Here is a 19,491-nt window from a genome sequence, read left to right on the forward strand (position 1 = left end):
TCCCGGGTCGCCCGCCCGCTATGACCTCGACAAGCCGAACGGCCCGCCGGATGAGGTGAATTCGACGGGCCGTCACGAAGCTTGAGGCTAGTGGGAGGTGGAGCGGGCGGCATCCTCGATGAGGTGGGTGACGGCCGCGGGGTGGGAGATCATCGCGACGTGTGAGCTGTCGACCTCCACGGTGTGGGAGCCGGCGCGCTTGGCCTCGAAGCGCTCCACGTCCGCGCCCAGGGTCTTGTCCTGGGTGGCGATCATGGCCCACGAGGGGATGGTGTGCCAGGCGGCGGCGCTGGCGGTGGAGGCGAAGGTGGCGGCGGTGACGGGCCGCTGCTCGGCCGCCATGAGGTTGGTCTCGGAAGTGGGGACGTCGGCTGCGAAGACGTCGTGGAACCGGGCGGGATCGATGTACAGGTCGGTCCCGCCGGTGCCGTCGGCGTTGGCGTACGGGACGGGCTTGAGCGCGGGCTGCAACTGCGCCTGAGTGGACCTCGCGGTCAGCGCGCCGAGGACCTCTCCCTTCTCGGGCATCAGCGCGGCGATGTAGACCAGTGCCTTGACCTGGGGGTTGCCGGCGGCGGCCTGGGTGATGACGGCGCCCCCGTAGGAGTGGCCGACGAGCACGACCGGTCCCTGGACGCTCTTGAGGACGCTGGTGAGGTAAGCGGAGTCCTCGGGCAGTCCGCGCAGCGGGTTGGCGGGGGCGATGACGGTGTAGCCGTCGTGCTGAAGGCGCTTGGCCACGCCGTTCCAGCCGGAGGCGTCCGCGAACGCGCCGTGCTCCAGCACGACGGTCGGCTTCGCCTTGGCCGGGCCGGAGTCGGCCGACGCGAGGGGGGTCAGGGTGGCCCCGAGAAGGGCTGCCCCGACTGCTGCGAGGGCCACGGTACGTACACGGACACGGCGATTACGCATGATGTTCCTTAGGGAGGAGATGACCTGGCCGGGAAGGCGGCCGGGCGTAGGGGGAAAACGGCGGGTGCGCAGCGTGGCGCGCACCGCCGTCGGTCAACGGAAGCGGCTACGCGACGGCCGGAGGGGCCGGGATGTTGCCGTGGGCCGGCTTGGAGTGCGGGCGGCAGGCGTGGGTCTGCTCGACCGACCCCGGGAGGCGGTCCGGCGGTTCGACGCGTGGCGTCACCTTGATGCCGTTGCCCGTGGCACGCGGGGCAGGGCGCCGCACCTGGGGGTGGGCCGGCTGTTCAGCCGATGTGGTGCTGGTCGAGCCAGGTGAGGGTGTGGTCGGCGAGTTCGGTCCAGCCGTGGTCGACGGTGAGGGAGTGGCCGCGGTCGTCGAAGCGGTGGTAGTCGGTGACGGCGGGGGACTTGCGGTACTGCTTGTGGGTGGAGCGGGTCAGCACGTCGGGCACGGTGTGGTCGAGCTTGCCGGACAGGAGGAGGAGCGGTCCGCGGCTCTCGTTGCGGGTGTCGACCTTGGCGGGGGAGTGCGGGGCGAAGTTGCTCAGGGCGAGTTGGAAGAGCGGCCGGGCGGGGCTGGGGATGGTCCATTCGTCGAAGAGTTCGTCGGACTCCTGCTGGGAGACGGCGTTGGCGAACGCGTAGCGGAACTGGGCGGGGTTGAGCGAGACGGCGCGCTTGGTGTTGCCGGGGTTGCGCAGGAAGGCGAAGGCGGACTTGGCCTGGGCGGGGCCGACGGCCTTGACGCCCTTGATCTGGCCGGGGCAGATCGCGACGGCGGCCTGGGCGAGGTTCTGGCCGAGGAGGTGTTGGGCGATGAAGCCGCCGACGGAGTGGCCGACGAGGACGGGCGGGGTGTCGAGGTCGCGGATGATGCGGGCGTGGTGGGCGGAGATCTCGGCGAGGCCGATTCCGCCCTGGGGGTCGGGATTCCTGCGGGCCTGGGCGACGGTGGCGGGGACGCCGGGCCATTCGGGGAGGATCGGTTCGTAGCCGGCGTCGCGGAACCGGTCGGCCCAGCCCTGCCAGCTCGTGGAGTGCAGCCAGAGGCCGTGGATGAACATGACCGGGGTGCGGTTGCTGGGCATGGCGGGGTCTCTCCTGGCGAAGGGGGGTGCGGGGGTCCGGGGTGGTGGCCGACCGGGGCACGGCGGTCCAGCCCGTGAAGTAGAAGAAGCGTTCTCTCTGCCAACTCAAGGTAGAACGTTCCTTCTGTTAGCGTCAAGCCATGACGACGAAGGACTCCAGTCCGCCGCGGGAGCGCATCCTGGCCGCGGCGATGCGGCTCTTCTACGCGCAGGGCGTGCGCGGGGTGGGCATCGACCGGCTGATCCGCGAGTCGGCGGTCGCCAACGCGACCTTCTACCGGCACTTCCCGTCCAAGGACGACGTCGAGCTCGCCTACGTCCACGAGCACGACCGGGCGTTCCGCGAAGCCGCCGCGGCCACCGGGCGCTCCCCGCGGGAGACGGTCGAGGCCCTGTTCGCGGGGATCGCGGAGCAGTTCTGCGCACCGGGTTTCCGTGGCTGCCCGCTCATCAACGCCGCCGCCGACTACCCCGACCCGCACCATCCCGTCAGCCAGGCCATCCAGGAACACATGGACTGGTTCCGCGCGCGGCTGCTGGAACTCCTCACCGCCGTCGGCCACCCGGACCCGGAGAGCGCGGCCGACACGCTGCTGATCCTGCGCCACGGTGCGATGAACCACAGCCGCTTCACCACGCCCCAGGCCGCGCGGAGCGCGCTGTCCGGGGCGGTGTCCGCCGTCCTGGAGCAGGCCCGCGCGGGAGCCGGCGCGCCCCGGACTGGCCTGCCTCGACGTCGACTGCCCTCAATGCCGGGACAGGAGGCAGCCGGCCGGTTCCCGGACGATGGGTCGCCGGTCGCGACCCGGTGATGTCCGTGACTGTCGAGTTGTTCAACCGGCCCGAGGTCACACGGGTGTTCGGTGATTTCGTGCGTGCTTCGCCACACCACCACCTAACCCACCCCACCCCACAAACCCCACCTGACCAGCCAAAGCACCAACGGCCCCTCGCAACCAAGCGAGGGGCCGAACGCATGCACCGACAGCAAAACGGCCGGTCAACCCGACATACTGTCGAGTTGACCGGCCGCATTGGGTCGGTTGACCTATGTGCGCGAGGGGGGAGTTGAACCCCCACGCCCTTTCGGGCACTGGAACCTGAATCCAGCGCGTCTGCCTATTCCGCCACCCGCGCATCTGGGTGATGTGGAATAGCTTAGCCCATCCGCGGGGGTGCTCCGAACCAGGTGGGAGGCGTCAGCGGGCGAGCTGCTCGACGATCCAGTCGACCAGCACGCGGGAGACGTGGCTGTGCTCGGTGTTGGCGTCGTCGAACTTCACGGCGTCCAGGTGTGCGTTCTCCAGGGCGGCGTCGGTGATCGCGGCGGCCGGGTCGACGTCCCACTTCACCGGGTCGAAGTCCAGCGCCACCGCGCTGACGGCCGGGACGAAGGTGCCGCTGCGGTACTCCTCGGAGATCTTCGCCTTGAGGGCGGTCGCGACCTTGCCGAAGGAGTCCAGGGTGCCGCCGGGGACGGCGTCCAGCGCCGGGACCTCGGTGGTGGTGCTGCGGCGCACGGTGAGGGCGAGGTGCATGCCGCCGACCGGCTGCTTCTCCCCCTTGTTCGGCTGGAAGCGGGCCGTGGCACTGGCGAACAGGGCCTGCCAGTCGAACGCCACCTCGCCCGCCGGCAGCGGGAGGCCGACGCCGTCGCGCCGACCGTTGGAGACGCCGAGCTTGCGCGGGATCTGCGGGAAGTTGCCGACCCGGTCGAGGTCGGCGAGGAACTCCTTGCGCAGCTGGCTGGAGGTGGCCACCGGGCCCTCGTACTTCGAGTTCTCGACCCACGCCCAGAGCAGCTGCTGGGCGGCGGGGCTGCGGATCAGGTCGGCCTGCTTGACACCGTCCGGGCCGGCCGGGGTGAAGCCCTCGAAGAAGTAGGCCATCTGCTGGAGGATCAGCGGGATCCAGGCGCCGTTGTGCGGGGAGTCGAAGGAGAGGTACGTCGCCGTCTCGTGGTCCACGGTCGCCGTCTCCAGCTTGGCGAGCGCGTAGCGGGTGATGATGCCACCCATGCTCACCCCACCGACGGTCAGCCGCTCGTCGCCCTTGCGCTCGGCAATGGCCCGGAGGATGGCCGCGATCGCGACCTCGGCGTTGGCCTGGATGTGGGTGTGGCGCTCCGTGAAGCCGACCAGGACGATGTCGTAGCCCGCACTGAGAAGTTGGTCGAAGAGGCCCGGCCCGCCGTCGGCGACGGTGTTGAAGTAGGCGAAGAGGCCGGGGAGGTCGCTCGGGCCGTAGTTGAAGCCGTCCGCGAAGAGGAACGGCTTGCGGAGGCCGAACTTCGGGTTGGCGTAGTAGACCGCCGCCTGCCCGGTCGCCGTCTGCCCCTCGTAGGGCGAGCCGGTCAGCTCCCACGTCACGTCGGCGGCGCGACCGGCGACCTCGCCCGACAGCGCGCTGGTGAACCAGACGCCGGGCGTGAGCGAGTTGGCGATCTCCGCCAACTCGGCCTTGCTGGGCTCCGCCTGGCCTTCACTGAGGGCCGCCGGCGCTACGTCGATACGGGGTTCTGGTGCCATGACTGTTACCGCCTCTGTTGGGTCGAACAGGGACCACTCGTGCACTGCGGGTGACTGTAACTGCACAGTTACGCACCGCATCGACAGAACACGCAGAGTGGTCGAAGTTGTTCGAGAGGGGTTGCCAGGCGATCGGAACTGACCGGTCAGGCAGGGAAGTCCCCGGCCCGGACGGAGGCGATGAAGGAGTCCCAGGAGGCGGCGGGGAAGACGAGGGCCGGGCCGTCGGGATCCTTGGAGTCACGGACGGGGACCACGTCGGGAAGGAACCCGGGGGCCACCTCGATGCACTCGCCCCCGTGATCCGCGCTGTAGCTGCTCTTCCGCCAGGCGAGAGCGACCTCGATGCAGTCGCCGCCGTTGCCGCCGCTGTAGCTGCTCTTGCGCCAGGTCAACACAGCCGCCTCCTTGGAGACTTACGCCGGAAAGCCGCCCTCACGGACGGCCGACACAAAGGCTTCCCAGGCAGAGGCAGGGAAAACAAGAGCCGGGCCGTGCGGGTCCTTGGAGTCACGCACTGGGACGGCGCCGGGCAGGGATCCGAGGGCCACCTCGATGCACTCGCCCCCATTGCCCCCGCTGTAGCTGCTCTTACACCAGGCGAGGGCAACCTCGATGCAGTTGCCCCCGTTGTTGCCGCTGTAGCTGCTCTTGCGCCAGGTCAACACAGCCGCCTCCTTGGAGACTTACGCCGGAAAGCCGCCCTCACGAACGACCGACACGAAGGCTTCCCAGGCGACGGCAGAGAAAACGAGGACCGGGCCCTGCGGGTCCTTGGAGTCACGCACTGGGACGGCGCCGGGCAGGAATCCGGGGGCCACCTCGATGCAGTTGCCGCCGTTGGTGCCGCTGTAGCTGCTCTTCCGCCAGGCGGCTGCGGCGAGCTCGTTGCTCATCATCCCTGTAACCCTCCAGCGCCTCGGCGATCAGCCGAAGCGAGTCGCTCTCTGACAGGCATTCGCCACGGAGCCGATCATAGCGACGCTGATGCCTGGCCACGTTGGCGGAATCATCGCTCAGATGCCCTCGATCGAGGCTCTCCGAGTACACCAGGCGCTGGCCGTCCGGCAGCTCCAACAACACCATAGCCGTGTCGATGAGAGTCCGCTGATTCGAGAACGGCATCACGTGAATGACGACGTTCCGAAGCTGGGCCACCTTCAAGAGGTGCTCCATCTGGCGTCTCATCACGCCGGGTCCGCCCACAACCCTGCGGATGGCGCTCTCATCGAGAATAACCAGCAACAGCGGCCCGTCGGGCAGGAGAAAGCGGCTCTGCCGACTGAGTCGAGCCCTGGTCAGCTCCTCGATCTCCTCCGAGTTGCCAGCCGCATCGCCAGCGGCGAAGAGCGCACGCGCGTACGACCAGCACTGCAACAGACCGTACATCACGCCGTCCTGGTACACCCGCATCCCGACGACGATGGCCTCCAGGTCCACGTACTCCTGGAACCAATCCGGGTGCTCGATCGACGCGTTCCAGTCGACTCGCCCGTACAGCCGCGTCAGCAGGTCGCCGGAGTTCAACAGCCGCTCGATCTCCTCGACTTCCTCGACCGACGGCTTCCGCTTACCCCCTTCGGTCCGCGAGATCACCGTCCGGTCGCAGTGCAGGAGCTTGCTCAGCTCCTCCTGCGTGTAGCCCGCCGACTCACGCGCGTAGCGGATCTCCGCGCCGAACATGATCGCGGAGCTCGCCGTCGTCCCCCGCTTGACCTTCCGCTGTGTCATCGCTGCCCCCAGTTGTGCGTCACACGTCCCACACGCCGATTTGGCGTCACCGTACCTCCGCAGCCCCGACCATTGACACCAGAACGCAATCATTTGCATGCACAGCGTGATTGCGCACTACCCTCGCGCTCCCCCATTCGCCCCCCTGAGGTGCCCCGCCATGCTCAAAATCCGTACCGCGCCCCGCCCCCGAACGTTCGCCGCGCGCCTGGACTCCCGCACCGAATCCACCCCCGTCGCCCGGCAGTTGCTCCGCGCCTACCTCGCCGCCCTCCCCACCGGCGACCGCTACCGCGACACCGCCGAACTCCTCCTCGGCGAACTCTTCGCCAACGCCGTCCAGCACACCGACGCCCCCGCCGACCGGCTCATCGAGGTCCGCTTCGCCCTCGTCCGCGACCGCCTGCGCCTCGAAGTCCACGACGCCGGCACCGGCCGCCCCTCCCTCCACACCCCCACGCCCGAGGACGAACACGGACGCGGCGTCCTCCTCGTCAACGAACTCGCCGAGAAATGGGGCTGCTGCCCCCGCGCCGGCGGCGTCGGCAAATTCGTCTGGGCCCTCATCGCCCCCGCACCCTCCCCCACGTCCACCCTCCTCACCGTCTGAACAGGCACCCACCATGCGACTCCCCCTCACCGCCCGCCACCTGTTCGACACCGGCTCCACCCCCGCCGACACCTACGCCACCCTCGCCCGCCACACCCGCCAACCCCTGCGATCAGCCCGCGCCGTCTGCACCGCCCTCGGCATCCCCGCCGCCGAAACCCAACGCCGCCTCGACGACTGCTACGACGCCCTCCTCGCCAACCCCCGCCCCGGCACAGAGAACGACACCGGCGAACTCCTCGAAGCCCTCGGCGTCTTCGACATCCCCAAGACCCCCGACGACCGCGACCTCGCCGTCATCGACCTCTTCCTCACCGCCATCGACGCCCACGGCAGCATCCGCGCCGGCCACCAACACGGCCTCACCCGCTGGTTCACCACCGGCAACCTCACCACCGCCTACCTCTCCCTCGCCGCCACCCAGCCGCACCCCACCACCGGCGACCCCACCCACTACTGGACCACCCTCACCACCGCCGGCGAACTCCTCACCGCCACCCCCAACCCCGACCCCCGCCTCAAACCCGCCCTCACCCACTGCCGCACCCGCGCCAAGGCCGCCACGCCATGCTGACGCGCCGCCCCAACACCCACGACCCGCCAGCGCGTTACAGGAGCATCGGGCGTCGAACAGGCCGATCTCCGCCGTCCGTCCCGGCGCGGCCCCGCAACACACCGGACACACCGGACGGACACCGACACACCGAAACGGAGACGCCAGATGGCACACACCCTCGCCCCGCCGTGGGGCACGACCAGGATGCGCCCCTTCCCGGAGACCACCACGGTCCCCTCGGGCACCCCCGTCATCGACCCCGACACGCAGATCGCCGTGATCGTGGACGGCAGCGGCCGCACGGTCGAGTTCGGCGCTCACGGAACCAGCACCAGCGGCCTCACGCCCACCACGACCAGGCCCGGTGACGGGGCCGGACCGGGCGGGTCCACCGACTCGGACACCACCGAGTCCTACGACCAGGACCAGAGCGCCGGCTGATGACCCACCAACGCGGGTCGGTGCTGGTGCTGACCAACCCTCACGACGTGACCACCGACGTGGTCCTGCGCATCCTCGCGCAGCGCCGCGTTCGCGTGCTTCGCCTCGACCCCGGCACCGACCTGCACACGGGTGCCTCGCTGACCGCCGCGTACCGCACGGGCGGCCGGCGGGGCACCCTGCGCACCCCGAGCCGGGAACTCGACCTGACCCACGTGCGCTCGGTCTGGGTCCGACGTCCCTCCCCTTACGAGGGACCGCCCGAACTGCACGGCCAGGACCGGCGCTTCGCCGCCACGCAGTCCCTGTGGGGTGCCGGGGGCATCCTCGCCTCCCTTCCGGGGGCGCACTACGTCAACCACCCCTGGCACAATCGGGCCGCGGAGTACAAACCGGCGCAACTGGCCAGCGCGCAGCGGCTCGGGTTCACGCTCCCGGACACCCTGATCACGAACGACCCGGCGGAGGCGCGCGCCTTTGCTGCCCAGCACACCGGCGGGGTCGTCTACAAACCGCTGTGGAACACGTCGTACACCGTGAACGGAACGCCCCGGACGGTGTGGGTGCGGGAGGTGGAACCCCGCGAGATCACCGACGCGGTCGCCGTCTGCCCCCACCTGTTCCAGGCCACGGTGGTGAAGGCGTTCGACGCCCGGGTGACGGCCGTCGGCGACCGGCTGTTCGGGCTCCGGATCGCCAGCCCGGACCTCGACTGGCGGCGCCGGCAGAACCTGATGTCCTGCACGCCGGTCACGGTCCCCCCGCCCGTCGCGCGGTCCATCGCCGGCTACCTCGCCGACTTCCGCCTCGTGTACGGCGCATTCGACTTCGCCGTGACACCCGACGGCTCCTGGCAGTTCCTGGAGTGCAACCCGAACGGCCAATGGGCCTGGCAACCCGAGCAGGTGACGGACGCCATCGCCCAGGCCATCGCCAACCAGCTAGAGAAGGGACCCAACCCGTGAACCAGTCCACCGAGTTGCGCGCAGCCCTCGTCGACCGGCTCGCCTCGGACGGTGCGCTCACCGACCCGGCGTGGCGCGAGGCCGCCGAGGCCGTCCCGCGCGAGGCCTTCGCGGGCGCCTACTTCGAGGCCGTACCGGGCAGTTCACCGACCGGCTACCGGGCGGTGCTCGACACCTCGCCCGGGTGGCTCGCCGGGATCTACACCGACCGGACGTTGATCACCCAGCTGGACGGCCGGACCCGCCCCCGCGACGTCGACGGCGCCCCGGTCCCCGGCTCGCCCACCTCCTCGTCCACCCTCCCCTCCCTCGTCCTGCGCATGTGGCACCAGCTCGACACCAGGGCCGGGCACCGTGTCCTGGAGGTCGGCACCGGCACCGGCTATTCGACCGCCCTCGGCGCGCACCGCCTCGGGGACACCCACCTCACCAGCATCGAATACGACCCGGTGGTGGCCGAGGCCGCCGCATCCGCGCTCAAGGCCACCGGCTACGCCCCCCGGCTGATCGTCGGCGACGGCCTTCGGGGGGACCCCGACGGCGGCGACTACGACCGGCTCATCGCCACCTGCGCGGTCCGCTACCTCCCCCTGCCCTGGCTGCACCAGGTGAAGCCCGGCGGCAAGATCCTCGTCACGCTCTCCGGCTGGAGCTACGCCTCCGGCCTCGCCCTGCTCACCGTCACCAGCCCCGGCAGCGCCACCGGCCGGTTCCTGCCCGGCCACACCAGCTTCATGATCGCCCGCCCGCACGACCGGCCGCCCCGCCCGAGCCTGTCCCTGCTGCCCGGCGCCGAGCGGCCGACCCGCATCGACCCCGCGGTCATCGGCACCTGGACCGGCAGCTGGATCGCCCAACTCGCCGCCCCCTCCGCCGAACGCATGGGCGCGGACGGCCACCAGATCCTCTCCGACGTAGCCACCGGCTCCCAGGCCCGGACCACGCCGGACCCCGACGGCGGCGGATGGACCGTGATCCAACGCGGCCCACTGCCCCTCTGGGACCGGGTCGAACAGGCCGTCGAGACCTGGCGGGCAGCCGGCGAACCCCACCAGGAGGAGTTCGGCATCACCGTCTCCCCCTCCGGGCAGCGCGTCTGGATCGGCAGCGAGACCGGGCCGGGCTGGGACCTGCCGATCTGAACCCGGCCCCAGCAGCACGCTGACCAGCCCGCCACGCCGATCAGCCGGCGCCTGGCGGCCGACGGCGCCTCTACGATCCGAGGCACGTACCACCTGCGGCACGGATGCAGCAGTCCACTGCCGAAGTTGGCCGCTCCCGGAGACCAGCTGACTGTCCACCAGGAGCGGCCATGACCCTCACCGTGCCGTGGAACCCGACCGCGCTCGCCGAGTTGCGCGATTGCCTGGACCTGATGACCGCCGACACCACCGTCCCCGGCGGCGTCATCGCCCACGGCACCCACGACACCGAGCCCGGCTACCTGGCCTCCGGCGTCGTCGCCCCCGAGTGCGGCGACGCCCGACCGGGCCCGGACACGGTGTACGACGTGGCGTCGCTGACGAAGGTGCTGGCCACCTGGCCGCTGGGTTTCAGTGGCGGTCGCTGAGGCTGGTGACCAAGGCGGCCAGTCGATCCATCGCGTGGGCCACACCGAGCCCGTCCATGTAGTCGCGGACGTGCACGATCCGGCCGTTGCGGACCCGGATCACCAGGAGGCCGGGAATGCTGAAGGCCTGGCCGGTCGTGGTCACGGTCCCGGTGACGACCTGCTCGACGGTGATCACCTCGGGGTCGGTGCTCTCGTGTACGGCGACTTCGCGGATCTCCTGCGGTTGCGCCGGGCTGGCGCCCCAGGCCGCCCGGTAGCCCGCGCGGACCGCTTCGCGTCCCTCGTAGCGCGCCGGCATGCCGGGAGAGAGGAACGGGAACTCGTGGACGGCGTCGACCGTGTAGAGATCGGCCAGGTCGTCTGCGGACTTGTCGAGCATCGCCCGCTGGTAGCAGGCCAGGACCTCACGAGGGCCGGGGCTGGCGGAGGTTGTATCCGACATGGCGCTTGGGCTCCGTTCGGTCACCACGCGGCCGAGCTCTTTCGAGCGATGGGCCGGGACTTCGGGTGTGCGGATGTGGCCACGGCCTCCAAGATCCGCTTCTGAAGCCCGGCTTGGGGACCGCTTGATCGCACCCTACGTGAAGGTCGACAACGGGATCGGAGGAACGCGGCGGACGGGACGACCGCCCCGGTCGAGCGGCTCCGCACTCGGCGGCCGGCCCGAAGCCGGCGGGACAACAGGGGGACATCCGTCATCCCATCGCAGGGCCCGGGCGGGCGCCGGGCGGGAATTCACTCGCGCGCGGGCATGTCGCGGTCTACTGGTGACTCAACAGCCTTTTTTCACCGATTAGTTGGGGGATCCCCGTGTTCCGCAGTGGCGAGCCGCGCAAGTTCCACATCCCCACCGACCGTGAGACCGCCGAGGAGTGGGGCGGGCGGATCGCCGTCCTGCGCGACGCGCCGCCCGAGTGGTTCGTCCTTCTCGGGCGGATGGGCAGCGACGGCTACCTCTGCCACGTCGATCTGAACTACCACCTGAAACGCGAGTTCATCGCGATCGTCCAGACCTCCCGGCCCGTCCCCGACGGCTTCCGGGTGAAGTCCCTGACCACCCCCGGATCGCAGCTCTTCAACTTCCTCGGCAACTCCGGCCGCATCGACCCGCGCCACCACCTGGGCCCGCTCGACCCCGAATCCATCAGCGCCGGCGAGATCCGCCTGGACGGCGAGCCCGTCCCCGTCGAGATCCACCACAGCCACGGCTGCCGCAGCGCCCTGATCCCCCGCCTCCCCGGTCAGGAGGGCTACGTGATCGTCACCGCACCGAACGAGCACTGGGCGTCCGTCCTCGATCTGGCCCTTCAGCCCCCGTCGGCGTTCTGACGCTAACTCAACGCATTACCCCAAGGTGGGGTTTGGCTCAATGAACCCCACCTTCCGTGCCGAGAAGCGAACGGGGTGGCGGCGCTGAGGGCTGCCACCCCGCCGACCTTTCGACACTCCAAGGGATCACGCGGGCGGGATCGGACCGAGGAAGGTGCCGCCGGAGGCGTCGATGGTCTGGCCGGTCACCCAGCGGCCCTGCGGGCCCGCCAGGAAGCCCACCACGTCCGCAACGTCCTCCGGCTGGCCGATCCGGCCGAGTGCGGTGATCGATTCGAGCCCGGCCATCGCCTCGGGGACGCCCGTCCACTGGGACGTCATGTCGGTCAGGATCACCCCGGGGTTGACGGTGTTCACGGTGATCCCGCGCCGGCCGAGCTCGTTGGCGAGCGGTGCGGCGAGGGCCACCAGCGCCGTCTTGCTGACGGTGTAGCCGATCTGCACCGGGGAGCCGATCCGGGTGGCCGCCGAGGCCACGTTGACGATCCGCCCGCCGTCCCGCAGCAGCGGAATCGCCCGCTGGATCACGAAGATCGGCGTGCGCACGTTGATCGCCATCAACCGGTCGAACTCCTCCTCCGTGAGCTGCCCGATCGACCCGGCCAGGTGGATGCCCGCGTTGTTGACCAGGATGTCCAGGCCAGCCCCGCCGTCCCCACCGGGCTCGCCGTGCTCCGCCAGCCCGGCGGCGAGGCCCTCGAACAGCTGGTCCAGCGCGCCGCTCTCGCCGAACCGGGCCCGCACCGCGAACGCCCGGCCGCCGGCCTTGGCGATCAGCTCCACGGTCTCCGCGGCAGCCGCCTCGTTGCCGCCGTAGTGGACCGCGACCAGCGCCCCGTCGGCGGCGAGCCGCTGTGCCACCGCCCGCCCGATCCCGCGCGAGCCGCCCGTCACCAGTGCCGTCCTGCCGTCCAGTTCGCCCACGATCGCCTCTTTCCTCGTGCCGCCCCCGGTCGGATCCGGGGCCGGTCTCCCGCCGTCACGACCCGATGCCGGACAACCCTTCATGTATGCCCGGGGCCGGAGAGCTGATGCCACCCGCCCGCACGACCACCCGCACGACCACCCGCTCAGGCCCGGAACAACGGCTCGTACGCGCCGCCCTCCTCGGCGTTGAGCAGCACGTACGTAGGCCCGAGCCCGACCGCGACCTCCCGCAGCCGGGCCAACGCCGCCGCCACGCCCGGGACTTCGAGGCCGAGCGCGGCGGCGGCCGCGTCCCGCTCCGCGTACAGGCCGGGCTCGTCCTCCAGGTACTCCTCCGCGGCCTCCGCGCTCTCCTCCACCGTCAGCCGCGGGCAGTCCCGCCACCACGGCACGGCCAGCAGCAGCCGGACCAGCTCCGGCAGCCCGACGGCCAGCACCGCCGCGCCGCCCTCCGAGTCGGCGTACAGGACGGGACGCTCCTCGCCGCCCTCCCCGCACAGGAAGAAGGTGCCGCCCGCGCCGTCCTTGGCCACCGGCTCCAGGGCCTCGCCGGAGGCGAGCACCACCTCCTCGACGTGCGGGTAGTGGTCGAGGCTGAGGTCGCCCGGCCAGGCCAGGTAGTCGAGGGCGGCGGGGTTGGCGCGGATCGCGTCGAGCAGCGGGGTCGTCGGCATGGCGGCCAGCCTAGAACTCGGCGGTGACACCCACGACGGCAGCCGATCGGGGGTGTTCGCCAGCCCTCGCCTCCGACTCGCCCCGGGTGGGGAGTTGATCTCCACGGCGCAGCCGTTGTTGGGTGGCTCCTGTTGCTCTGACCCCCAGCGGCGAAGGAATGTGACACGGTGGACGAGAAATTACCTCCGGACGAGCGGGCCGCACTGTTCGAGGCGCAGCGGCCCCGGCTGCGGGCCGTGGCGTACCGGATGCTCGGCTCGGTGAGCGAGGCCGAGGACGCCGTCCACGAGGCCTGGCTGCGCTACGACCGCACCGACGCCTCCGACGTGCAGAACCTCCCGGGCTGGCTGACCACGGTGGTCTCGCGGGTCTGCCTCAACCTGCTGCGCGGCCGGGAGCTGCGCCGCGAGGAGCCGCCGGAGGCCGAGGCGGGTGAGCCGGGCCCGACGCGCATCCCGGACCCGCTGCTGCGGCGCGAGGGGGTGGCCGACCCCGGGCAGGGGGTGCTGCTCGGGGACTCGGTGGGCCTGGCGCTGATGGTGGTGCTGGAGTCGCTGGCCCCGGCCGAGCGGGTCGCCTTCGTGCTGCACGACCTGTTCGCGGTGCCGTTCGCCGAGATCGCCCCGCTGATCGAGCGGACGGCGGCCGCGACCCGCCAGCTGGCCGACCGGGCCCGCCACCGGGTTCAGGACCAGGCGCCGGCGCCCGACCCGGACCCGGGCCGTCAGCGGGCCGCCGTGGACGGCTTCTTCGCGGCCGCCCGCGCCGGCGACCTGGGCGCGCTGGTGGCCGTGCTCGCCCCGGGCGTGGTGCTGCGCTCGGACGGCGGCGCGGTGCGGTCCGGGCACCCGGTGGTGCTGGCGGGCGCGGCCGCCGTGGCCGACCAGCCGGTGCTGTGGGGCGGGCTGTCGCCGTTCGCCCGCCCGGCGCTGGTCAACGGCGCCGCGGGCGCGGTGGCGATCGGGGAGGGCGGGCGGCCGCTGTCGGTCATGGCGTTCACCGTGGTGGACGGCGCGATCGCGGCGATCGAGGTGCTCACCGATCCGGAGCGGCTGGCGGCGCTGGACCTCTCGGCGTTCCGCGGCTGAACGCGGCGGGCGAGAGGGAGGCCGACCGCCCTCTCACCCGCCCGCGCCGGTCGGCGCCGCGCGTCCCCGGGACGCGCCGTCACCAGCCCTGCGCGACGACCCAGTCGGCGAGGTGGCGGGCGCAGGCGTCGACCGACTCGCGCCAGGTGTGGCTCGCGCCCTCGCCGGCCTCGTCGCTGACGTGCTTGACCAGGCGCACCGGCACCCCGAAGCGGTGGGCGACGGCGGCGACGGCGTAACCCTCCATGTCGACCAGGTCGGCGTGCTCGGCGAGCCGGTCGCGGGCCGCCGGGTCGGAGACGAAGAGGTCGCCGGTGGCCAGCACCGGCCCGTCGCCCTTGCCGACCACCAGCGGGGCACCGTAGCTGCGGCCGGTGAGCGCCAGCAGGGCCGGGGTGTCGAGGTCGTGCTGGATGACCTGGACGACGTGGTGGGTGCCCTCCCAGCCGGGGCGCAGCGCGCCGGCCGTGCCGAGGTTGATCACCTCGGACGGCTTCTCGCCCTGGGCGAGGACGGTGGCCAGCGCGGCGGTGGCGTTGATCTTCCCTATTCCGGTGAGCAGGACGGGCAGCCGGTCGTCGAGGTGGGCGGCTTCCTCGCGCACGGCGACGACGAGCAGCGGGCGGTCGGGCGTGATCGTTCCAAGCAGGCGCATGCCGCCCATCGTACGGAGGGTGCCCGCCGAAACCGGGTGCACCGACCGAGCCGGGACCGGTGGCGTCACCGCGGGACCGCCCCCGCCGCCGGCCTTGGGGTCCGTCCTCGGCTCCCCGCGCGCCGACGCGGCAACCGGACCTCGCCGTTCCGGCCTGTCCGAGGAACCGCATAGGGTGCATCCCGCGTCGGACGGTTCACCGCCGGCCGCCGGGCGGCGGGGGCCCCGGAGGCGTGCGGGACCCATGCGGGGCACGTGCGGGGCAAGCTCAAGATCGGCGCAATTCGGGTGTGGCCACGGGGAGTCACGGCCATACTGCTGGCATCGGCCGGGCCCCGGACAGCGGGCCCGACCCCTGGGGAGGATGAGGCGGGTGGCAACACCAGTAGGTAACGGCGCACCGGGCGCCGTGGTCCCGGCACGGCCGAGCGGCCCGCCGGGCACGGCACCGGCCGTGCCGGGCGTCCGGGGCGTCCCGGCGTCCGGACCCGGCGCCGCGCCGGCCCGGCGGCCGTCGGCCGGGCCCGCGCCGCGCGGCCTGTCCGGCCTGCGGGCCCGGCTGGCGAACGCCACCCGGACGGCGCCGGGCCGGCTGCGACTGGCCGGGGCGGTGCTCGCGGTGCTGACCGTGGCCTTCGGCGCGCTGACCGCCTGGCAGTTGGAGACCAAGGCGGAGGCCGCCGACCGGGTGGTCCAGCACAGCCAGCCGCTGAGCAAGGACGCGGCCGACATCCACCGCCTGCTGGCCCGCGCCGACACCACGGCGGCCACCGGCTTCCTGCTCGCCGGGGCGGAGACGAAGACCGTGCGCGGCGACTACGAGGACGATCTGGCCTCGGCCACCGACCTGATCACCAAGGCCGCCGCGCAGACCACCATCGGCTCCCCCGCGTACCAGAAGCTCACCGAGCTGAGCAAGCAACTCCCCGTCTACGCCGGCCTGGTGGAGACCGCGCGGGCGAACAACCGGCTGGGCCTGCCGCTCGGCGGCGCCTACCTGCGGTACGCCTCCGAGCAGATGCAGGGCACCCTGCTGCCGCGCGCCGCCGAGCTGACCGCCATCGAGAACGACGAGCTGGACAAGGACTACGCCGAGGCGAAGTCCAGCCCGTGGGCCGCGTACGGCCTGGGGGTGCTCACCCTCGGCGCGCTGGTCTGGGTGCAGCTGACGCTGTTCCGCCGCACCAACCGGGTGTTCAACCCCGGCCTGCTCGGGGCCACCGCCGCCGTCCTGGCCGGGGCGCTCTGGCTGGCCGTCACCGGCCTGACCACCAACGCCGCGCTCCAGCAGAGCTGGAAGCAGGGCGCGCAGCCGCTGCGGGCCCTCAACACCGCCCGGGTGCAGGTGCTTTCCGCCCGGCTGGCGGAGAACCTGAACCTCGTCGCCCGCGGCTCCACCACCGCGTACGCGGACCAGTGGACGACGATCACCCGGCAGCTCGCCGGGGGCGAGCCCGCGAACGTCCCGATGGAGCAGCACTCCGGCTCGCTGCGCCAGGCCCTCGACCTGGCCCCCGCGGACGCCCGGCAGCAGATCGGCGAGGCCGACCGGCAGTACGGGACGTGGCGCACCCGGCACGACGCGGCGCACGCCCTGGAGACCCAGCAGGCCGACTACCAGGGCGCGCTGCAGGCGACCGTGACGGCGGACCCGGCCGCCGAGGCGAACACCGCGGACGGCGCCTTCAAGGCCACCGACAAGGCGCTCGACCAGGCCGCCACCACCGAACAGGACCACTTCGAGCGCTCCGCCAGGGGCACCGAGGGCGACCTCCGGCTCGCCGCCCTCGCGGCCGCGCTGCTCGGCGTGGTGGCCGCGGCCGCCGCGCTGCGCGGCCTGGGCCGCCGACTGGCCGAGTACCGGTAGAGGGGGAACGGACACATGCGCAGGAGAACCGCAGGCACCAGGTCGGCCGTCGTGCTGGCGCTGCTGGCCGCCGGCGCGGCCGTGCTCGGCGGGGGCGGGCCGTCCGGCGCCGCGCCCGCGTCCGCCACGGGCGCACCGCAGGCCGTCCGGTCGACCGGGCAGGAACAGGCCGGGCAGGACCAGGCCGAGTCCTGCGACCTGACCAGCACCGTGCCGCCGAGCACCGTGGACGGCCCGGCGGTGAAGGCCATCAAGGCCAAGGGCACCCTGATCATCGGCGTGGACCAGAACAGCTACCGCTGGGGCGCCCGCAACCCGAACACCGGTGAGCTCGAAGGCTTCGACATCGACCTCGCGAGGGCGATCGGCGCGGCCGTCATGGGCGACCCGGCCAAGGTGGTGCTCAAGCCGGTGTCGACCGCCGGCCGGGTCGACGCCCTCACGGGCAACCAGGTCGACCTGATCGTCCGCACCATGACGATCAGCTGCGCCAACCTGAAGAAGGTCGCCTTCTCCCGGTCGTACTTCAACATCAAGCAGCGGGTCCTGGTGCCCCGGTCGTCCACGGCCAGGAACCTCGACGAGGCGATCAGCGGCAGGACGGTCTGCGCCGCGGACGGCTCGGTGGCCAAGGACGTGCTGAACGCGAAGAAGAGCGCCAAGCAGCTCGTCCTGGTGACCAACCAGCTCGACTGCCTGGTCCGCATGCAGCTCGGCAAGGTCGACGCCACCATGACCGACGACGAACTGGCGGTCGGCCAGGCCGCGCAGGACCAGACGGTGAAGGTGGTGGACGGCTTCGAACAGCCGGAGACGATCGGTGTCGCGATGCGCCAGAACAGCACCGACCTCACCGCCCGGGTCAACCAGGTGATCTCCGACTACTACGCGGACAAGGACAAGGGCTGGCAGAAGTCGTTCGAGCAGTGGGTCCAGCCCTACCTGCCCGAGAACTCCAAGGACCCCGGCCTGTACTGGCCGGCCCGCTGACGCACCGGGCGGCGCACGGGCGTCAGCAGGCCGTTGACGCGGTCTTGACGCCCACCGCCCGCTCCGCCCGAACGGCCACCGGCTAGGGTTCGGGACGATCACCACGGGGAGACCGGTGGTGGGCACGGGGGATGTCGTGGGATCGCACGTCAGGTACGTCGGGATCGCACGCGAGGAAGGAAGGACACGGCGTTGGCGGCTTCGGCTGGCCCGGTACTGAGCCGGGAGGAGGTGGACCGCGCGCTGGCGCGCCTCGGCGCGGAGCGGGACGCGGTCGAGTCGGCGCTGCTCGCCCTCCAGGACCATCCGGGCCTGCGGCTGCTCGACGGCGCCGAACTGGCCGGGCGCACGCTGGAGCGCTGGTCCGTCGCCGGGAAGGGCCTGCCGCTGCTCTGGGCGCTGTTCGACCGCTACGCGGAGGCACTGGCCTCGGCGCGCGCGGTACGGGCCCGCAAGGCCAAGCCCGGCGCGCCCGAACTCGCCGAGCTGAGCGAACTGCTCACCGGCGACGCGGTGACCGTCCCCGGCGGCGCGCTGCCGGACGGCCCGCAGCTGCTCGGCGCGCCCGCCCGGCTGGTCGAGCGGATCAGCCTGGACACGCTGATGACCCGGATGAACTCCTGGTACGCCACCGTGCTGGAGGTGGTCAGCGCCGCCGACGCGGTCTGGTCGGCGCTGCCGGCCCGGATCGACCTGCTGCTGGCCGAACTCCACCGGGTGGGCAACCTCGCCGCCTCGCTCGGCGTGCGGGCCGGCGGCCACCCGCTCGCCGACGACCTGGCCGGGCTGGACGCCGACCTCACCGGGCTGCGCGCCGAGGTGCGCGAGGACCCGCTGGCGCTGTGGCGCCCGGCCCGGGTGCCCGCCCAGCGCGGCACCGTGCCGGAGGGCGGCGCCTTCGCCACCCCCGCCGGGGTGGTGGACACCGAGCGGTTCGACCGGGCCGGGCGGGCGCTGGACGGCGTCCGGCTGGAACTGGAGAACCTGCTGCGGCTGCGCGACGACGCCGAGGAGCGCCTCCAGGGCGTCGGCGACCTGCTCCAGCGGGCCGACGCCACCCTGGCCGAGGCCCGCCGGGCGCGCGGCGAGGTGCTGGCGAAGATAGCCTCCAGCGACGTCCCGGCGGTGCCCGGGCCGGCCTCGGCGCTGCGCGAACGGATCGTGACGGCACTGGAGTTGCGCCAGGGCGGGCAGTGGGGCCGGCTGGCGCCGCTGCTGGACACGCTGGAGGACGCCGCCGCCAAGGAGCTGGCCCGGGCCCGGCAGTCGCTCACCGAGGTGACCCAGCCGCTGGCCGTCCGCGCCGAACTGCGCGGCCGGCTGGACGCGTACAAGGCGATGGCCGCCCGGCTGCGGGTCTCCGAGGACCCGGAAGTGATCGAGCGGTACGAGAAGGCGCGCTGGCTGCTGTGGAGCGCGCCCTGCGACCTGCGGGCGGCGGCCGCCGCGGTGGCCCGCTTCCAGCAGTCGCTGCGGCCGGCGCAGGCCGAGGCCGCACAGGAGACGACCGGCCAGACGCCGGTCGACGGACAGGTCCAGGGGGGCTGAGGTTG

At 72.2% G+C, this 19,491-nt stretch carries 23 protein-coding genes and 1 tRNA gene; 12 read left to right on the forward strand and 12 right to left on the reverse strand.

The genetic code is table 11. The features are described 5' to 3' along the window. Positions 1–87 precede the first annotated feature (87 nt). Positions 88–882, reverse strand: a complete 795-nt coding sequence (locus tag ACIO9K_RS23455; RefSeq protein WP_363618792.1) for an alpha/beta hydrolase — start codon at positions 880–882, stop codon at positions 88–90. 317 nt (positions 883–1,199) lie between these two features. Next, on the reverse strand, positions 1,200–2,003 hold the full coding sequence (locus ACIO9K_RS23460) for an alpha/beta hydrolase (RefSeq protein ID WP_363618793.1): 804 nt from the start codon (positions 2,001–2,003) through the stop codon (positions 1,200–1,202). Positions 2,004–2,143: 140 nt separating this feature from the next. Here ACIO9K_RS23460 and ACIO9K_RS23465 point away from each other — a divergent pair, with 140 nt between their 5' ends. Next, the gene (locus ACIO9K_RS23465; RefSeq protein WP_400332691.1) at positions 2,144–2,815 is read left to right on the forward strand and encodes a TetR/AcrR family transcriptional regulator; all 672 of its coding nucleotides are present in this window, start codon (positions 2,144–2,146) and stop codon (positions 2,813–2,815) included. Positions 2,816–3,056: 241 nt separating this feature from the next. On the opposite strand, the gene ACIO9K_RS23470 is transcribed toward ACIO9K_RS23465, so the two are convergent. The 6 genes from ACIO9K_RS23470 to ACIO9K_RS23495 form a co-directional block, all read right to left on the reverse strand. Beyond that, a tRNA-Leu gene (locus ACIO9K_RS23470) sits at positions 3,057–3,140 on the reverse strand. Positions 3,141–3,202: 62 nt separating this feature from the next. Beyond that, the gene (locus ACIO9K_RS23475) at positions 3,203–4,531 is read right to left on the reverse strand and encodes a hypothetical protein (RefSeq protein ID WP_363618795.1); all 1,329 of its coding nucleotides are present in this window, start codon (positions 4,529–4,531) and stop codon (positions 3,203–3,205) included. 146 nt (positions 4,532–4,677) lie between these two features. Continuing rightward, the gene (locus ACIO9K_RS23480) at positions 4,678–4,926 is read right to left on the reverse strand and encodes a DUF397 domain-containing protein (protein WP_363618796.1); all 249 of its coding nucleotides are present in this window, start codon (positions 4,924–4,926) and stop codon (positions 4,678–4,680) included. A gap of 21 nt (positions 4,927–4,947) precedes the next feature. Continuing rightward, positions 4,948–5,199, reverse strand: a complete 252-nt coding sequence (locus ACIO9K_RS23485) for a DUF397 domain-containing protein (protein ID WP_363618797.1) — start codon at positions 5,197–5,199, stop codon at positions 4,948–4,950. An 18-nt stretch (positions 5,200–5,217) separates the two neighbouring features. After that, positions 5,218–5,352, reverse strand: coding sequence for a DUF397 domain-containing protein (locus ACIO9K_RS23490; RefSeq protein WP_363618798.1), 135 nt, complete (start codon positions 5,350–5,352; stop codon positions 5,218–5,220). After that, complete coding sequence (locus tag ACIO9K_RS23495; RefSeq protein ID WP_363618799.1) at positions 5,312–6,262, reverse strand: helix-turn-helix transcriptional regulator; 951 nt, start codon at positions 6,260–6,262, stop codon at positions 5,312–5,314. The genes ACIO9K_RS23490 and ACIO9K_RS23495 overlap by 41 nt, the downstream gene beginning before the upstream one ends. Positions 6,263–6,422: 160 nt before the next feature. On the opposite strand from ACIO9K_RS23495, the gene ACIO9K_RS23500 reads away from it, so the two are divergent. From ACIO9K_RS23500 to ACIO9K_RS23525, 6 genes are all read left to right on the forward strand, one after another. Further along, the gene (locus ACIO9K_RS23500; protein ID WP_400332696.1) at positions 6,423–6,872 is read left to right on the forward strand and encodes an ATP-binding protein; all 450 of its coding nucleotides are present in this window, start codon (positions 6,423–6,425) and stop codon (positions 6,870–6,872) included. 13 nt (positions 6,873–6,885) lie between these two features. Beyond that, on the forward strand, positions 6,886–7,446 hold the full coding sequence (locus ACIO9K_RS23505; protein ID WP_400332699.1) for a hypothetical protein: 561 nt from the start codon (positions 6,886–6,888) through the stop codon (positions 7,444–7,446). A 147-nt stretch (positions 7,447–7,593) separates the two neighbouring features. After that, positions 7,594–7,869, forward strand: a complete 276-nt coding sequence (tgmA, locus tag ACIO9K_RS23510; RefSeq protein ID WP_363588642.1) for a putative ATP-grasp-modified RiPP — start codon at positions 7,594–7,596, stop codon at positions 7,867–7,869. Beyond that, positions 7,869–8,834 carry an ATP-grasp ribosomal peptide maturase gene (tgmB, locus tag ACIO9K_RS23515; RefSeq protein WP_363632537.1) on the forward strand — a complete coding sequence of 322 codons (966 nt, stop codon included), beginning with the start codon at positions 7,869–7,871 and terminating at the stop codon, positions 8,832–8,834. Before tgmA ends, tgmB begins: the two co-directional genes overlap by 1 nt. After that, on the forward strand, positions 8,831–9,976 hold the full coding sequence (tgmC, locus tag ACIO9K_RS23520) for an ATP-grasp peptide maturase system methyltransferase (RefSeq protein WP_363618803.1): 1,146 nt from the start codon (positions 8,831–8,833) through the stop codon (positions 9,974–9,976). The genes tgmB and tgmC overlap by 4 nt, the downstream gene beginning before the upstream one ends. A gap of 170 nt (positions 9,977–10,146) precedes the next feature. Next, positions 10,147–10,404 (forward strand): hypothetical protein, encoded by a 258-nt coding sequence (locus ACIO9K_RS23525; RefSeq protein ID WP_363588636.1) that lies wholly within the window; start codon positions 10,147–10,149, stop codon positions 10,402–10,404. Here the strand turns inward: ACIO9K_RS23525 and ACIO9K_RS23530 are convergent. Next, a complete protein-coding gene (locus ACIO9K_RS23530) occupies positions 10,388–10,849 on the reverse strand; it encodes a nuclear transport factor 2 family protein (protein WP_363618804.1) in 462 nt (153 codons plus the stop codon). The two genes, ACIO9K_RS23525 and ACIO9K_RS23530, sit on opposite strands and share 17 nt — an antisense overlap. A gap of 368 nt (positions 10,850–11,217) precedes the next feature. On the opposite strand from ACIO9K_RS23530, the gene ACIO9K_RS23535 reads away from it, so the two are divergent. Beyond that, on the forward strand, positions 11,218–11,736 hold the full coding sequence (locus ACIO9K_RS23535) for a hypothetical protein (RefSeq protein ID WP_363618805.1): 519 nt from the start codon (positions 11,218–11,220) through the stop codon (positions 11,734–11,736). A gap of 126 nt (positions 11,737–11,862) precedes the next feature. Here ACIO9K_RS23535 and ACIO9K_RS23540 read toward each other — a convergent pair whose 3' ends face one another. Together ACIO9K_RS23540 and ACIO9K_RS23545 are read right to left on the reverse strand one after the other, a co-directional pair. Then, complete coding sequence (locus ACIO9K_RS23540; protein WP_400332705.1) at positions 11,863–12,660, reverse strand: SDR family oxidoreductase; 798 nt, start codon at positions 12,658–12,660, stop codon at positions 11,863–11,865. Positions 12,661–12,806: 146 nt separating this feature from the next. After that, positions 12,807–13,337: a hypothetical protein gene (locus tag ACIO9K_RS23545; RefSeq protein WP_400332708.1), complete on the reverse strand. Its 531-nt coding sequence runs from the start codon at positions 13,335–13,337 to the stop codon at positions 12,807–12,809. 168 nt (positions 13,338–13,505) lie between these two features. On the opposite strand from ACIO9K_RS23545, the gene ACIO9K_RS23550 reads away from it, so the two are divergent. After that, on the forward strand, positions 13,506–14,426 hold the full coding sequence (locus ACIO9K_RS23550; protein ID WP_400332711.1) for a sigma factor: 921 nt from the start codon (positions 13,506–13,508) through the stop codon (positions 14,424–14,426). 79 nt (positions 14,427–14,505) lie between these two features. On the opposite strand, the gene ACIO9K_RS23555 is transcribed toward ACIO9K_RS23550, so the two are convergent. After that, the gene (locus ACIO9K_RS23555) at positions 14,506–15,081 is read right to left on the reverse strand and encodes a nucleosidase (RefSeq protein WP_244293463.1); all 576 of its coding nucleotides are present in this window, start codon (positions 15,079–15,081) and stop codon (positions 14,506–14,508) included. Positions 15,082–15,454: 373 nt separating this feature from the next. On the opposite strand from ACIO9K_RS23555, the gene ACIO9K_RS23560 reads away from it, so the two are divergent. The 3 genes from ACIO9K_RS23560 to ACIO9K_RS23570 all read left to right on the forward strand — a co-directional run bounded on the left by ACIO9K_RS23560 (position 15,455) and on the right by ACIO9K_RS23570 (position 19,486). Further along, positions 15,455–16,948: a hypothetical protein gene (locus ACIO9K_RS23560; RefSeq protein WP_400332714.1), complete on the forward strand. Its 1,494-nt coding sequence runs from the start codon at positions 15,455–15,457 to the stop codon at positions 16,946–16,948. 15 nt (positions 16,949–16,963) lie between these two features. Beyond that, on the forward strand, positions 16,964–17,938 hold the full coding sequence (locus ACIO9K_RS23565) for a transporter substrate-binding domain-containing protein (protein ID WP_363618811.1): 975 nt from the start codon (positions 16,964–16,966) through the stop codon (positions 17,936–17,938). Between the two features lie 192 nt (positions 17,939–18,130). Further along, positions 18,131–19,486, forward strand: a complete 1,356-nt coding sequence (locus ACIO9K_RS23570) for a hypothetical protein (protein ID WP_371519113.1) — start codon at positions 18,131–18,133, stop codon at positions 19,484–19,486. Positions 19,487–19,491 lie beyond the last annotated feature (5 nt).

Source organism: Kitasatospora sp. NPDC087271, assembly GCF_044744605.1.
GTDB lineage: Bacteria > Actinomycetota > Actinomycetes > Streptomycetales > Streptomycetaceae > Kitasatospora.

Excerpts from the sequence above, each read along its gene's own strand:
- ACIO9K_RS23545 (WP_400332708.1), bottom strand. The coding sequence starts at position 13,337 with ATGCCGACGACCCCGCTGCTCGACGCGATCCGCGCCAACCCCGCCGCC.
- ACIO9K_RS23495 (WP_363618799.1), bottom strand. The coding sequence starts at position 6,262 with ATGACACAGCGGAAGGTCAAGCGGGGGACGACGGCGAGCTCCGCGATC.
- ACIO9K_RS23475 (WP_363618795.1), bottom strand. The coding sequence starts at position 4,531 with ATGGCACCAGAACCCCGTATCGACGTAGCGCCGGCGGCCCTCAGTGAA.
- ACIO9K_RS23460 (WP_363618793.1), bottom strand. The coding sequence starts at position 2,003 with ATGCCCAGCAACCGCACCCCGGTCATGTTCATCCACGGCCTCTGGCTG.
- ACIO9K_RS23525 (WP_363588636.1), top strand. The coding sequence starts at position 10,147 with ATGACCCTCACCGTGCCGTGGAACCCGACCGCGCTCGCCGAGTTGCGC.
- tgmA (WP_363588642.1), top strand. The coding sequence starts at position 7,594 with ATGGCACACACCCTCGCCCCGCCGTGGGGCACGACCAGGATGCGCCCC.
- ACIO9K_RS23505 (WP_400332699.1), top strand. The coding sequence starts at position 6,886 with ATGCGACTCCCCCTCACCGCCCGCCACCTGTTCGACACCGGCTCCACC.
- ACIO9K_RS23555 (WP_244293463.1), bottom strand. The coding sequence starts at position 15,081 with ATGCGCCTGCTTGGAACGATCACGCCCGACCGCCCGCTGCTCGTCGTC.
- ACIO9K_RS23565 (WP_363618811.1), top strand. The coding sequence starts at position 16,964 with ATGCGCAGGAGAACCGCAGGCACCAGGTCGGCCGTCGTGCTGGCGCTG.
- ACIO9K_RS23500 (WP_400332696.1), top strand. The coding sequence starts at position 6,423 with ATGCTCAAAATCCGTACCGCGCCCCGCCCCCGAACGTTCGCCGCGCGC.
- tgmB (WP_363632537.1), top strand. The coding sequence starts at position 7,869 with ATGACCCACCAACGCGGGTCGGTGCTGGTGCTGACCAACCCTCACGAC.
- ACIO9K_RS23530 (WP_363618804.1), bottom strand. The coding sequence starts at position 10,849 with ATGTCGGATACAACCTCCGCCAGCCCCGGCCCTCGTGAGGTCCTGGCC.
- ACIO9K_RS23465 (WP_400332691.1), top strand. The coding sequence starts at position 2,144 with ATGACGACGAAGGACTCCAGTCCGCCGCGGGAGCGCATCCTGGCCGCG.